The 13,544-nt window shown below is 68.0% G+C and carries 9 protein-coding genes; 3 read left to right on the top strand and 6 right to left on the bottom strand.

Going from position 1 to position 13,544, the window contains the following annotated elements; genetic code table 11:
* Positions 1–61: 61 nt before the first annotated feature.
* The 3 genes from HD592_RS03280 (at position 62) to HD592_RS03270 (ending at position 4,005) form a co-directional block, all read left to right on the top strand.
* Entirely contained in the window at positions 62–352 is a 291-nt protein-coding gene (locus HD592_RS03280) for a metal-sensitive transcriptional regulator (protein ID WP_184451859.1), read from the top strand.
* A 170-nt stretch (positions 353–522) separates the two neighbouring features.
* Complete coding sequence (locus HD592_RS03275; RefSeq protein WP_184451857.1) at positions 523–1,965, top strand: alanine/glycine:cation symporter family protein; 1,443 nt, start codon at positions 523–525, stop codon at positions 1,963–1,965.
* Between the two features lie 192 nt (positions 1,966–2,157).
* Complete coding sequence (locus tag HD592_RS03270; protein WP_184451855.1) at positions 2,158–4,005, top strand: glycerophosphodiester phosphodiesterase family protein; 1,848 nt, start codon at positions 2,158–2,160, stop codon at positions 4,003–4,005.
* Positions 4,006–4,110: 105 nt separating this feature from the next.
* On the opposite strand, the gene HD592_RS03265 is transcribed toward HD592_RS03270, so the two are convergent.
* The 6 genes from HD592_RS03265 to HD592_RS03240 form a co-directional block, all read right to left on the bottom strand.
* A complete protein-coding gene (locus tag HD592_RS03265; protein ID WP_184451853.1) occupies positions 4,111–5,721 on the bottom strand; it encodes an alcohol dehydrogenase catalytic domain-containing protein in 1,611 nt (536 codons plus the stop codon).
* A gap of 79 nt (positions 5,722–5,800) precedes the next feature.
* Positions 5,801–6,817 (bottom strand): SDR family NAD(P)-dependent oxidoreductase, encoded by a 1,017-nt coding sequence (locus HD592_RS03260; RefSeq protein ID WP_154475133.1) that lies wholly within the window; start codon positions 6,815–6,817, stop codon positions 5,801–5,803.
* A 60-nt stretch (positions 6,818–6,877) separates the two neighbouring features.
* On the bottom strand, positions 6,878–8,179 hold the full coding sequence (locus HD592_RS03255) for a PHP domain-containing protein (RefSeq protein WP_184451851.1): 1,302 nt from the start codon (positions 8,177–8,179) through the stop codon (positions 6,878–6,880).
* A gap of 134 nt (positions 8,180–8,313) precedes the next feature.
* A complete protein-coding gene (locus tag HD592_RS03250) occupies positions 8,314–10,764 on the bottom strand; it encodes an alpha-ketoacid dehydrogenase subunit alpha/beta (protein ID WP_154475135.1) in 2,451 nt (816 codons plus the stop codon).
* A 28-nt stretch (positions 10,765–10,792) separates the two neighbouring features.
* Positions 10,793–12,160, bottom strand: a complete 1,368-nt coding sequence (lpdA, locus tag HD592_RS03245; protein WP_154475136.1) for a dihydrolipoyl dehydrogenase — start codon at positions 12,158–12,160, stop codon at positions 10,793–10,795.
* 22 nt (positions 12,161–12,182) lie between these two features.
* The gene (locus tag HD592_RS03240) at positions 12,183–13,535 is read right to left on the bottom strand and encodes a dihydrolipoamide acetyltransferase family protein (protein WP_184451849.1); all 1,353 of its coding nucleotides are present in this window, start codon (positions 13,533–13,535) and stop codon (positions 12,183–12,185) included.
* Positions 13,536–13,544: the final 9 nt, after the last annotated feature.

Raw genomic sequence — 13,544 nt, 5'->3', positions numbered from 1 at the left:
CGCGCAGAGGATCCCACGCACCGCCACCAGGAGACGACCACACCGCGAAGGAGCATCAGCAGTGAACACCGAGTCCCCCCTCCCCCAGGACGACGAGGCCGAACGCGAAGCCGCGAGGCGCAAAGTCCTCAACCGGCTCAAGCGCGCACGCGGCCAACTCGACGCGGTCATCCGCGCCATCGAAGAGGAGAAGGAGTGCCGCGACATCGTCACCCAGCTCGCGGCCGTCAACTCCGCCCTCCAACGCGCGGGCTTCTCCATCATCTCCGGCGCCATGCGCGACTGCCTCAACGACGACGGCACCCGCGAGAAGGTGGGCGAGCTCGAAAGGCTCTTCCTCTCACTCGCCTGACCCCGGTCCCGGATGGCATCGCCCTCGTCAATGAAGAAATGACCAAAGGCAAGAGCGCCTATGGTCATCGAAATGGAAAAACGTGACCCACCCTTGACCATTCCGGTACAGTAAGCGGGTCATCGTCGCCACACTTCCGGCGACCCCCATCTTCAGTCAAGAGATCGATCATGTCTTCTGAACCGAAAACGTTGAGCGACATCATCAACGGCTACCTCACGCTCGTCTCCGACGCGCTCTACACCTACATCCTCGTGATCCTGCTCATCGGCGCAGGACTCTACTTCTTCATCCGTTCACGCGCCCTGCCGCTGCGGATGTTTAGCGAAGCCGTCCGCGTCGTCACCGAACCGCCCCACGAGAAGGACGAGGTCTCCTCCTTCCGCGCCCTCATGGTCTCGACCGCCTCGCGCGTCGGCATCGGCAACATCGCGGGCGTCGGAACCGCCATCGCACTGGGCGGCGCAGGAGCGGTCTTCTGGATGTGGGTCATCGCCACCCTCGGCGGCGCCTCCGCCTTCGTCGAATCGACCCTCGCCCAGATCTACAAGAAGCGCGGGCACGGCAAGGACGACCACTCCATCGGCGGCCCGGCCTACTACATCCAGATCGCCCTCAAACAGCGCTGGCTCGCAGTCGTATTCGCCATCGCCCTCATCCTCACCTACATGGGCGGCTTCAACATGCTCGCCTCCTTCAACGTCGTCGACGCCTTCACCCAGTACTCCTGGTTCCACGCCTCGTGGACCCCCTACGCCCTCGGCGCTGTTCTCGCCATCGCGATGGCGATCTCCATCTTCGGCGGAACGCGCCGCCTCACCAACGTCGCGGGCGTCCTCGTTCCGATCATGGCCGTCATCTACCTGATCGCGGGCATCATCGTCATCATCTTCAACTACCAGAACATCCCGGCGATGTTCAGCCAGATCTTCAAGTCCGCCTTCGACTTCCAGGCGATCTTCGGCGGCTTCGCGGGCTCTGCGATGATGCACGGCATCAAGCGCGGCCTCTACTCCAACGAAGCCGGTGTCGGTTCCGCGCCGAACGCCGCAGCCACCGCCTCCGTCTCGCACCCGGTCAAGCAGGGCCTCGTCCAGATGCTCTCCGTGTTCATCGACACGATGGTCATCTGCACGATCACCGCCTTCGTCATCCTCTCCTCCGGCGTCCAGGGCAGTGAGGAGCTCAAGGGCGCTCCCCTCGTCGCGCAGTCGATGGCGACGGCCCTCGGCGGATTCGCCGTGCCCTTCACCTCCTTCGCCCTGCTCCTCTTCGGATTCACGACGATCATCGGCAACTTCTACTACGCGGAGGTCAACCTCCGATTCCTCGCCGGCGACCGCCAGATCCCGATCTGGGCGCTCCAGATCTTCCGAACCGTCGCCTCGCTCCTCGTCTTCGCGGGCGCCCTCCTCGAGTTCGCCCTCGCCTGGAACATCGGCGACATCCTCATGGGCCTCATGGCGTTCATCAACCTGCCCGTCATCCTCATCCTCGGCAAGAAGGCCTTCGACGCCGCCAACGACTACGCCAAGCAGCGTCGCGAAGGCAAGGACCCGGTCTTCCACTCGGCGGACATCGGCATCGCCGAGAAGCTCGACTACTGGCAGTGAGCCCCCACTGCGGGCGATGACAAGGGCATTCGCCCTGAAGCCCTCAACGGCCCCCTCCTCGTCGATGACGAGGACGGGGCCGTTTCACGAGGAGCAATACGATCGCCCTCGTCGAAGACGATCGCGACGAAACACCCTCCTCGAGTAGCATCGAAACCCGCCCTCACGCCGCCCACCCGGAGACAAACGCCCGTGCCGCACACGTCCCCCTCCTCGAAACCGCGTCGATACCTCGGCCGGCTGCCGCTCCTCTTCGGCGGTCTCAGCCTCGATCTGTGGCTCTACCTGCGCTACATCGCGCTCTCCAAATCGATCGCGCTGCTCATCCTCCTCCCCGCGTACCGGATCGCCCTCACCTTCCTGCTCGCGAGGAGCGGACGGGCCGCATTCACCTCCGGGGATGCGCGCGGCTTCCTGCTGAGCGCCCAGGGCTTCGCGGCGATCCTCCTGTCCCTCCTCCTGGCGGCCCTCCTCCTCGTTCTCGACGTCGTCGCCTACGTCGTCGCCGCTCAGGCCCGCCTCGAAGGAAGACCCGTTCCGAACGCGCGGACCCTCCTGCTCGCGGCCCTCAGGGCCTTCCCCCGCCTCCTCCACCCGAGCGCCCTGCTCCTCATCCCCTACATCCTCGTCATCGCGCCGCTCGTGCGGATCGGACCGCGAATCGAAGCACTCGACTGGCTCGAAGTCCCCGCCTTCGTCACCGAGGCGATCGCCGGCAACCGCCTCCATTCCGCCCTCTACGGAGCCGCCCTCATCACGATCGGCCTTCTCGCCTTCCTCCTCATCGCGACGATCCCCGCGATGCTCATGAAGAACCTCACCCCCGGCCGCGCGATGCTCGCCTCGATCCGCTTCGTCAGCGCCGACTGGAAAGGACTCCTCCTCGACGCCCTCCTCCTCGGCGCCCCCTTCCTTCTCGGCTCCCTGCTCCTCATCGGCCTGGCAACGGGAGGGACGAGCATGCTCGCCTCCCTCTTCCCCGCTTCCGCCTCCTTCGAGCGCTTCTCCCTGCTCTTCCTCGGCGGCCTCTTCACGGGCCTGCCGCTCCTCCTGCTCCTCATCGCAGTCCCCCTGCAGCTCCGCGTGGTCGTCCGGCGCTTCGCCCGCCGCGAAGCCCCTGAGCTCGCCCCTCGCGCCACGACGACGCCGCATCCGGACGGGGGCCGCGCTCTGAGGCGCCTCCTCGCACTCGGCTTCTCCGCCCTCGTCCTCCTCATCGCCTCCTGCGCGCTCCTCGCATCCGGGGCGCTCAGCGCCGAGGCGAAGGGCGCGAGCGGCAGCGAGGAGATGCAGATCGTCGCACACCGCGCGGGCGGCGACCTCGACGCGGAGAACTCTCTCGCCGGCCTCGAAGGAGCGATTCGCGAAGGCGTGGCCTGGGCGGAGATCGACGTCCAGCGCACCCGCGACGGCCACTACGTCATCAACCATGACAACACCTTCTCGCGCGTCGCGGGACGCCCCTCTTCGGCGCAGGAGATAAGCCTGGAGGAGATCCGGTCGCTCTCGATCGCCAACGCCTTCACCCCCGGCTCCCCCTCGCGCCCCGTCGCCTCCCTGGAGGAGATGCTCGACGCCGCGAAGGACCGCATCGGGCTGTTCATCGAGCTCAAGGGCTCCACCGCGGATCGCCGCATGGCCGAGGACGTCGCCGAGATGATCCGGGTTCGCGGGATGAAGGATCAGGTCGTCCTCCTCTCGCTCGACCTCGACCTCATCCGCGTCATCGAGGCGGCCCTGCCCGAACTCGCGACCGGCTACCTCTACTTCTTCTCCTTCGGCGACCCCGCGGGCATCCCCTCCGACCACCTCGTGATGGAAGAAGGGGTCTTCTCCGAATCCCTCGTCGACTCGGCGCACGCCGCCGGCAAGAAGGTCTTCGTCTGGACCGTCAACTCCGAGGACTCGATGCGCCGCTTCGCCGCCTCATCCGCCGACGGGGTCATCACCGACCACCCGGTCCAGATGTCGAGGGTCCTCGCCGAACGGGCCCTCTCCTCCGAACTCGAACTCCTCGCCGAAGCCTTCTTCTTGAGATAGCGCGCTTTCCCGCCCGCCCGGCGAAGCCCTCGGCCCCGCCCTCGCTCGACGAGGACGGGGCCGCAAGCGCCCGAAGGCTCAGACTGAAGGCTCAGACGATGACGCTCACTTCGCCGTCGCGAGCAGCGCCTCCTCGCTCGCCTTGGTCCACAAGCCGTTCTCCAGCTTCGCCGCGACCTCGGGGAACTTCTCGGCGAGCTCGGACACCGGCGTCAGACCGAGATCGTGGAGCTTCGGGAAGACCATGATCTTGCCGCCCGAGGTCCGATCCATCACCGCGTTGATCGCATCGCCGAACCCGGCCATGCCGGTGACCGCCCACAGCGAGATCGTCGTGTCGATGATCCCCGCCTCGATCTTGCGCAGGACCGTGCGCATATCGGACACATCCGAGCCGGAGGTGCCGAGCATGAAGATCCTGCGTTCGATGATGCCCTGGAGGTCGAAATCGCCGAAGGTCCCCGCCGGGATGCCGGCGAAGGCGTTGAGGATCGCGCCCTCGGCGCACATGTCGACCGCCTGGGACACGAGCGGCGGCACGGGCACCAGGCAGGTGACGTAGGTGTAGCCGTACTCGAGGGGGCTCGTCGAGGTGTTGAGGATCTCCAGCGGAACGCCGTTCTTCTCAGCGGTCGGGCCGACGACCTTCTTGAGGTTCTCGAGGCGCTCATCCGACAGGTCCGTGCCGACCACGCTGAGCCCGGGCACGCCCGAGGTGACGGCGCGCATCGTGTGCATGACGCCCATCGGGCCCGCGGCGCCGATGAAGGCGCACTTGTCGTTCTCGCGCAGATCGCCGTTGGCGGGGATCCACGCGTAGCCCTCCGCCGGGTCCGACCCGGTCGTGCCGCAGAAGCGGATGAAGTCGTAGTGGACGCGGCCGATGTCCAAGGACACCTTCCGGGAGATCGTCCCACCGTTCAGGACGACGCACATCACCGAGCGGGTCCCGAGCAGCAGCGACGCCTTCTCGATGACCTCGGGATCGGCGGTGAAGGCGACGATGTCGTCGAAGGTCCGGCCCTCGAGGGCGTCGAGCGCCGCCACGGAGGCCTCGACGCGCTCCACCGAGGCGGGGGCGCGCTCGGCCGTCAGCGAATCGACGGAGCCCTCGCCCACGACCAGGAGCGCGCCCCCGTCGGCGATGTGATCGCGTTCGGCCCACGCGTAGGAGCCCTCGACCGTCGCCCAGGGCTCGATGAGGCCGACGGCCGCCGCCGAGGGGCCATCGCTGACGTGGATGAGGAACTCCTCGCCCTCGGGCGATACGACGCAGCGCTCGTCGACGACGACGAACTCCTCGAGGGCGCCGTCGAAGTTGTACCCGAAGGCCCCGTTCGACTTCGCGGTCCGCAGGTGCTTCCAGTCCGCCTGGACGAGGACGCGGTCGCCGACCTTGAAGTGCGTGACCTTCTCACCGACCTCGACGACGCGGGCGACCGGCTCGTGCCCGGGGGTCGTCGGCTGGGTTCCGGGGCGATAGCCGGGGATCTCAGCGAGGGCCTCGAGATCGATGCCCGCGATCACCTCCGACTTGCGCGGGTGCGAATCGAACTGGTGGAGGAGCTTCGTATCGGAGAAGCAGATGCCGCAGGCCTCGACCTCGAGCATCATCTGATGCGGGCCGACCGGATCGATCGGCTTGCGATCGTTGACGATGAACTCGTCCTTGCCGACGATCTGGATTGCGTACTGCGATTCGGGATAGGTGGGCATGTCGCGTCCTTCGCTTGGAGGTGGGGGCGGTATCGCCTGTGGGGTGCGCGCCGCCCGATGGCCGGTCGGCGCTCGAGCGTCAGTTGAGCATGACCTGGCCGCCGGTCACCGGCAGGGCCTGGCCGGTCTCATAGGCCTGTTCGACGAGGTAGAAGATCGCGCGGAGCACGTCGAGTCCGTTCGCACCGCGGCGCATCGGGACCTTCGAGACATAGGCCTCCTTCACCTCTTCGACGGTCGTCGCGCCGGGGACCTTGCCCGACTCGAGGTACTGGACGAAGAGGCCCTTGACCGGGTCGGACCACAGCGGCCCGTCGTAGAAGTTGCCCGGGCAGATCGCGTTCACCTTCACGCCGTGCTCGACGAGCTCGAGGGCGAAGGACTGGACGAGGCCGATGCCCCCGAACTTCGAGCCCGCGTAGGCGGCGTTCTTGTTCGAGCCGACGAGTCCGGACTTCGAGTTGATCTGGATGATGTCGGTGAGCCATCCGCCCGAAGTCTCGTACTGACGGGCCAGGAGGCCGCCGAGGTGTTTCGTCACGAGGAAGAAGGCGACGTAGTTGATGTCGGTCGACAGGCGGAAGGCGGCGGTGTCCTGCTCGAGGACGGAGCCGGCGCGGACGATGCCCGCGTTCGAGACGACGAGGTCGAGACCGCCCGTCACGCGCTCGATCTCTTCGACCATCGCCGAAACCGAGTCCTCGTCGGCCACGTTGACGGCGATCGGGTGGGCGAGTTCACCGAGTTCGGCGGCCTTCGCGCTCGCGCCCTCGGCGTTGAGGTCGGCGATGTAGACGAAGCAGCCCTGGTCGACCAGGCCCTTGGCGATCTCTGCGCCGAAGCCCTGCGCCCCGCCGGTGACGAGGGCGACACGGCCGGTGATGGCCCGGTCGGAAACGGCCTGGCCGGTGACCTCATAGGTCTCGCCTCCGACGGAGACGACGACGGGCAGATCGGTCCCGGCCAGGGAGGCGGGGTCGATGGCGCGCGGATCGTCGCCGAGGTCGAGGGCCGCGGGAGCCTGCGTGGCGCGGACGATCACCGGGCGGGCAAGCGCACCCAGGAAGAGTCCCCTGACGAGGGGCGCATGAGTCATGATGTGTCCTTCCGTGGCGGGCCGACAGCGATGATCGGCCGGAGTACTGTGCGTGACCGCTCAGGCCCTGGGGGCCGTTGCGGCGAGTTCTGCGGGGTCGGCGCCATCGGCGATCGCGCGGCCCAGGGGGGCGTAGTCCGCGATGCGCTCGGCCAGGCGTTCGGGGCTCATGCGCCCCGAGCCGAGCAGATGGAGCCCGGGGTCGATGGAGCTCAGGGCCTCGTGGGCGACCATCGCCCACGTCGCCTCGTTGAGGTCGGCGAACTCGGGGGCGCGCAGTTCAGGGCAGTTGAACTGCTGGCGGGGCTGGTTGATGTCGACGCCGGAGATCTCGAGCATGCCGTGCTTGAGCGCGAGCTCGTGGATGCGCGCGAGCTGGGCGGCAGTGTTGCGCGGCGGCATGTAGGTGACGGCGCGCAGACCGAGCTCCTCCAGCTTCTCGAAGAGCTCGTCGAGGAACTCGTCCTCGAACTTCTCGGCCTTCTTGTCGCCCGTGGGCGAGGCCGACACGTCGCCGAGGTAGGCGTAAGTGGCGATCGCGCCGATCGAATCGGCGAAGGCGACGACCTCGGCGGCCGTCGGGAGCTCGTCGCCGGGCTGGATGTAGATCCGATCGAGGTATTCGGCCTTGAGCAGGCCGAGGAGGTCGAACATGAGATGCGGGTTGTCGGCGTCGCCGAGGGCGCCGACCAGGGTGGGGGGAATCGAAACCCCCATCTTCTCCAGGCCCCCGATCAGGGAGGGGCCGCGGCCGAAGCCCTTGATGAGCGAGGTCGCCATCGCGGCGAGCAGATGGCGCTCGGTGATGCCGCCCCCGTTGTCGTACTGGGAGATGCCGACCATGTCGGCCTGCGGGTCGAAGGGATCGAGGCCGAGCCCTTCGAGGATCCCGTTCGCGGCGGCGGCCATCTTCAGGGTCCGTTCGAGGCGTGCGGCGCGCTTCGGCGCGAGCCACTCGGCGACCTTCTCGCGCGCGGGGGCGGGAACGCCCTGCACGGTCATGTAGGCGACGCCCTCGGAGTCCGGATTGTTGAGCTTGCGGGTCGCGAAGGGGCCGTCCGGGTCGAAGAAGGCCCGGATCTCGAAGCCGGTGACCGACCCCATGCCGAGGGCGCGGCAGGCGGCGGTCATCTCGGCCGCGGCTCCGATGGAATCGTGGTCCACCGAGCCGACGACGCGCAGCCCTGCGCGACGGGCGCGCAGCGCGGCCTCCGTCGGCGTGTAGGGGCTGAAGGAGTAGCACGTGTGAATGTGGTTGTTCGATTCGGCGACCCAATCGGGGAAGGCCTCGCCTCGGATCGCGGCCTTCAGGGCTTCGAGGCGCTCTGCCTGGGTCAGGCGCGCGTCATTGGTGGCGTCCATCGGTTCCTCGTGAGCGTGGGGGTTGACGTGTGCGCGGAGCGAGCCCGGTCCTGGGCGACGAGGGCGGGTCCGCGCGGGGAAGTGGGACGAGGGCGGGGCCCGGCGGGCAGGTCGAGCCCGCCCGCCGGGAGGCCTCACAGACCGAGGCGGTTACGACGGGCGATCTCGCCCTCGGTCTGGTTGGTGGAGGGCACGTGCCCCGGGAGCGGGACGATGCGCTCGTGGATCGCATCGATGATCCACTCGGGCTGGGGGAAGAAGTAGGACTCCAACTCGGGGCCCGGGGTGATGCCGTTGCGCGAGCCGACGATCGCGATCGGCGCGTCGAGGGCGTCGAAGGCGAGGGTCTGGACGTTGCCGGCGACCGTGTGGAGGAAGTTGCCGCGCTCGACCGCATCCGAGGTCAGGAGCAGTCGGCCGGTCTTCTTCACCGAGGCGATGAGCTTGTCGTAGTTGAGCGGGGCGACGAAGCGCAGGTCGATGACCTCGGCGCTCATGCCGTACTTCTCCTGGAGGATGTCGGCGGCCTCGAGGGCCCGGTAGATCGTGGCGCCGTAGCCCGCGATCGTGATGTCGGTGCCTTCGCGGCGGATCGCCGGCTCGCCCTCGGGGGTCTCGTAGTAGCCCTCGGGAACGCCGCCGGGCTCGAACTCCTCGCCCTTGTCGTAGAGGAGCTGGGACTCGAAGAAGACGACCGGGTCGGTGCCGCGCAGGGCGAGGTTGAGCATGCCCTTCGCATCGGTCGGCGTGGTCGGGAAGTAGACCTTGAGGCCGGGGATGTGGGCGGTGAGGGCCGACCAGTCCTGGGAGTGCTGGGCGCCGTACTTGTTGCCGACGGAGACGCGCAGGACGAGCGGCATCTTGAGCAGGCCGGCGGACATCGACTGCCACTTGGCCATCTGGTTGAAGACCTCGTCGCCGCTTCGGCCGAGGAAGTCGCAGTACATGAGCTCGACGACCGCGCGGCCGCCGGCCATCGCGTAGCCCACGCCGGCGCCGACGATCGAGGCCTCGGCGATCGGCGAGTTGAAGAGGCGGCGGTACGGCAGGGCCTCGGTGAGGCCGCGGTAGACGGCGAATGCGCCGCCCCAGTCGCGGTTCTCCTCGCCCCAGGCCGCCATCGTCGGGTCCTCCTTGAAGCGGTGGAGCATCGCTTCGAAAAGGCCGTCGCGGAACTGGTACATCCTCATCTTCGAGACCGGCTTGCCGTTCTCATCGAAGGCGGTGCGGACCTTCTTCTCGAGGGCCTTGACGCGCGGGTTGTCGGCGAGGTCGATCTCGGCCTCGCCCTCGGCCATCTTCTCCGTGGGGGTGTTGGAGAACATCACGGTGTCGATGTAGCCGTCGGCGACTCGCGGGCAGTTCTCCTCATCGATCGCCAGCTTGAGGACCTTGACGAGCTTCTCGGTGAGGGCCGCGCTGTAGTCGTCGATGTCGGACTGCGTGGTCAGGCCGTTGGAGATGAGGAGCTCGGAGTACTCCTTGATGCAGTCGACGTTCTCCCAGAGCTCGACCTCTTCCTTCGTGCGGTACGAGGACGCGTCCGAGGGCGAGTGGCCCGAGAAGCGGTAGGTGATGGTGTCCATGAGGACGGGGCCGCGGCCCTCCTCGAGGATCTTCTTCTTGCGGGAGACCGCATCGGCGACGGCGAGGGGGTTGATGCCGTCGACGCGCTCGGCGTGCATGGCCTCGGGGTTGAGGGCCGCGCCGACGCGGGCGAGGATGTCGTAGCCCATGGTCTCGCCGAAGGTCTGGCCGCCCATGCCGTAGAAGTTGTTGAAGAAGTTGAACAGGATCGGCGGGTTGCCGCCGTCCTCCTCGCGCCACAGCGTGCGGAACTGGTCCATGGCGGCGAAGTTCATGGCCTCCCAGACCGGGCCGCAGGCGAGCGCGGCGTCGCCGACGTTGGAGACGACGATGCCGGGCTTGCGGTTGATCCGCTTGAAGAGGGCCGCGCCGTTGGCGACCGGGGCGGAGCCGCCGACGATCGCATTGTTCGGGTAGGACCCGAAGGGCAGGAAGAAGGTGTGCATCGAACCGCCGAGGCCGCGGTTGAAGCCCGCCTTGCGGGCGAAGATCTCGGCGAGGGCGCCGAAGAGGATGAAGTTCTCGGTGAGCTCGGCGGTGTCCGCGTAGTCGATCTTCTCGGCGAAGGAGAGGGTCTCGCCGCCGAGGAAGTCCTTCATGATCGCCTCGAGCCGGTCGGCCGGCATCTGGCGCATCGCGGAGTAGCACTTGGCGAGGATCTCGCCGTGCGAGCGGTGCGATCCGAAGACCTGGTCATCGGGGGTGAGGACGGCCGCCTGGCCGACGTAGGCGGATTCCTGACCGATGCCGAGGTGGGCCGGGCCCTTGTGGTTGTAGGCGATGCCCTGCCATTCGCCGGTCTTCTTGATCGAGTCGAGCATCGATTCGAAGGTCCGGACGACGATCATATCGTGGAGCATGTTGACCATGCCGTCACGGCCGTAGCGCCCGAGCTCGGTGTCGAGGTCGAAGGCGTACTGGTTGACGGGGACCTCGGGGAACTCGACGCGGCCGGCCGCACGCACCTTGGCGGGATCGACGATGAGTGACTTCGTCATGTTGGCTTGCTTCTTTCTCGGTGGGGTTTCAGAGCTTGACGGCCCAGGCCGCTTCGCGGATGACTTCGGAAACTGTGGGGTGGGGGAAGACGACCTGCCGGAGGTCCTCGACGGTGAGTTCCATCTCGAGGACGGCCTGCGCGCCCCAGATCATCTCGGCGGCGTAGGCGCCGAGGACGTGGATGCCGAGGATCTGGTGGGTCGCCGGATCGACGAGGATCTTCGCCTCGCCGGGGGCCTTGAAGCCGTTCTCCGCGATGAAGCGGCCGGACATCTGCGCCGGGACCTTGCCGACGAGGACTTCCCGGCCCTCCTTCTTCGCCGCCGACTCGGTGAGGCCGACGCCCGCCGCTTCGGGGTTGGAGTAGACGGCCCACGGCACGGTGCTCCAGCGCATGACCTCGCCACGCTTGGCGGCTTCGGGGTCGCAGATGTTGGCGGCGGCGATCTCGCCCATGCGGTAGGCGGCGTGGGCCAGGAGCGAGCGGCCGGTGACGTCGCCGATCGCCCAGACGTTGGGCAGGTTCGTGCGCATGCAGTCGTCCACGACGATGCCGCGGTTGATCTCGAGTCCGGCTTCTTCGGCTCCCCAGCCTAAGGTCGCCGAGCGCCGGCCGACGGCCATGAGGACCACGTCGGCCTCGATGGACTTCTTCTCCTCGCCCTTGGAGTAGTGGACCGTGGCGCCGTCGAGGGATTCGACGCGGCAGCCGAGCTCGAAGGTGATGTCCTTCATCGCCTTGCGCATCTTCGCGGCCATGTCGTCATCCATGAAGGGGAGGATCTCGGGGGTCATCTCGATGACCGTGACTTCGGAGCCGAGAGTCGCGTACAGGGAGGCGAACTCGACGCCGATGACGCCGCCGCCGATGACGGCGAGGCGCCCCGGCACCTCGGGCAGGGACAGGATGCCGGTCGAGTCGACGACCGCGGGGTTGTCCTTGGCTCCCGGGATCGGCGGGACCGCGGGGACCGAGCCGGTCGCGATGATGACGTGCTCGGCGGTGTACTGAACGCCCTCGGCGCTCACGCGCCCCGGGCCGTCGAAGTGCCCGCGGGCGTTGACGACGGTGACCCCGGCGCGCTTCTCAGTGGCCGCGACGCCGGAGACGAGGCCCTTGACGACCTGGTCCTTCCAGGCCTGCAGGCGCGCCCAGTCGAGGGTGACGCCGGTGACGTCGACCCCGAATTGGCCGGCCTCCTTGGCGTGGAGATAGTTCTTCGCCCCGGCGAGCAGGGTCTTCGTCGGGATGCAGCCGACGTTGAGGCAGGTGCCGCCGAGGTACTGCTCCTCGATGAGGAGGACCTTCTTGCCGGCGTGGCCGAGGCGCTCCGCGGCGAGGTATCCGCCGGGGCCCGCGCCGAGGATGATGACGTCGAAATGGGTTTCAGTCATTGTTTTCTCCTTCGAGGGGCTCTCAGGCGAGGACCGTGATGTCGATGTTCTCGATCGCGGCGACGAGGTCCTTGAGGAATCGGGCGCCGTCGGCGCCGTCGATGACCTGGTGGTCGATCGTGAGGGACAGCCCGATACGCTGCTCGGCTCCGATGGTGCCGTCGGCGTTCACGACGGGGCGCGGCGTGATCGCCGCGACCCCGAGGATCGCGGTCTGGGGCAGGTTGATGACGGGCGTGAAGGATTCGATGCCGAAAGCGCCGATGTTCGACACGGTGAAGGTTCCGCCGCTGAGGTGGTCGGGCGACAGGGCGCCCTCGTTCGCCGCGGCGCCGAGGCGCTTGGCCTCCGCGGAGAACTGCTTGAGGGTGAGCGACTGGGCCGAGCGGATCACCGGGACGAGGAGGCCGCGGGGGGTATCGGCGGCGAAGCCGAGGTGGACCTGCTCAAAGGTCGTCAGGACGCCGTCCTCGAGGTGGGAGTTGAACACGGGGTACTTCGGGAGGACCTTGACGACCGCGTAGCAGACCAGGTCGTTGAGGGTGATCCGGCTCAGGCCGAGGGACTCGTCCGAGTTCTTGAACTTCTTGCGCATCGCGAGCAGGCCGTCGGCCTTCGCGGAGGTGTTGAGGGTGAGCTGAGCGCTCTGAGCGAGCGAGGCCATCATCCGCTGGGCGACGACCTTGCGGACGCCCTTGAGCTTCTCGGAAGTGGAGGCGCCCGGGAAGTCGGCCGCGGGGATCGCGAGCGCGGGGGCCGCGACGGCCGCGGGGGCTTCGGCCGCGGGACGGGCGAGGTCGGAGGTGGTGACGCGCCCGCCGAGGCCGGTGCCGGTCTCGGCCGTTCCGCCGATGTGCTGGGCGGCGGAGGTGTAGGCCGGGCCCGCGGCGATCGCGGCCTGAACATCGCGTTCGATGACGCGGCCGTGCGGTCCGGAGCCCTCGGCGATGGCGGAGACGTCGATGCCCTTGGCGCCCGCGAGCGCCCGGGCGCGCGGCGAGACCGCGCCGGTCGCGGCGGCGGTCGCGAAGGAGGGGGCGGGGGCTTCCTCGAGGCTCGGAGCGGCTTCCGCTTCGGCCTGGGCGGGCGCTTCGGCCCCGCCCTCGGAACCGGGGACGAGGGCGGAGACGTCCTCGCCGGGGGCGCCGACGATGATGAGCGGGTCCTTGACCGGGACCTCGTCGCCCTCTTCCCACAGGAGCTTGAGGACGGTGCCCGCTTCGGTGCTGGGGACCTCCATGGTGGACTTGTCAGTCTCGATCGAGCACAGCGTCTGGTCAACGGCGACCTCGTCGCCCTCCTTGATCAGCCACTCGACGATAATGCAGGACTCCACAGAGTTGCCCAGCTGAGGCATCACCACGATGGCGGCCATGTGTTTCCT

Origin of the sequence: Schaalia hyovaginalis (assembly GCF_014208035.1) — a bacterium.
Lineage (GTDB): Bacteria > Actinomycetota > Actinomycetes > Actinomycetales > Actinomycetaceae > Pauljensenia > Pauljensenia hyovaginalis.
This window is presented reverse-complemented; position numbering and strand designations above follow the sequence as displayed.